The sequence below is a fragment of the Microbacterium sp. C448 genome, from assembly GCF_000582705.2.
In the GTDB taxonomy this organism is placed as follows: domain Bacteria; phylum Actinomycetota; class Actinomycetes; order Actinomycetales; family Microbacteriaceae; genus Microbacterium; species Microbacterium lacus_A.
The window spans coordinates 1-310 of record NZ_HG779845.1; the positions used below are offsets into that span (position 1 = coordinate 1).

Annotated in this window: 1 protein-coding gene; it reads right to left on the minus strand. The window is 71.0% G+C overall.

Translation table 11 applies throughout. The annotated features are described in order from the left end of the window. A partial coding sequence (locus MIC448_RS16225; RefSeq protein ID WP_036302092.1) for a PucR family transcriptional regulator ligand-binding domain-containing protein occupies nucleotides 1–310 on the minus strand: 310 nt, incomplete at both ends.

The following is a 310-nucleotide window of genomic DNA, read 5'->3' on the forward strand; positions in this document are numbered from 1 at the left end:
CTCGGCGTTGGCACGGGCCACCGCGATGAAGGGGGTGCGATAGGGAACCTCGACCAGGGGCATCCGGTGCGCGCGGCACGCCGCGTCGAGCCCGTCGGGGATGCCCTCGCGCACGACCTCGGTGCCGAAGCCGAGGGCGACAACGCCCCGGGCGGACAGCCGCGCGACGTACTCGTCGTAGATCGACGCGTCGTCCGCTTCGTCCGTGTCGAGGAACTGCGTCCCCGTCGTGAGGAGCGCGAGCCCTTCGGAGAGAAACGGGGTGGGATCGGCGAGGTCCGAACTGTGGATCCAGCGGATCGGACGGTCG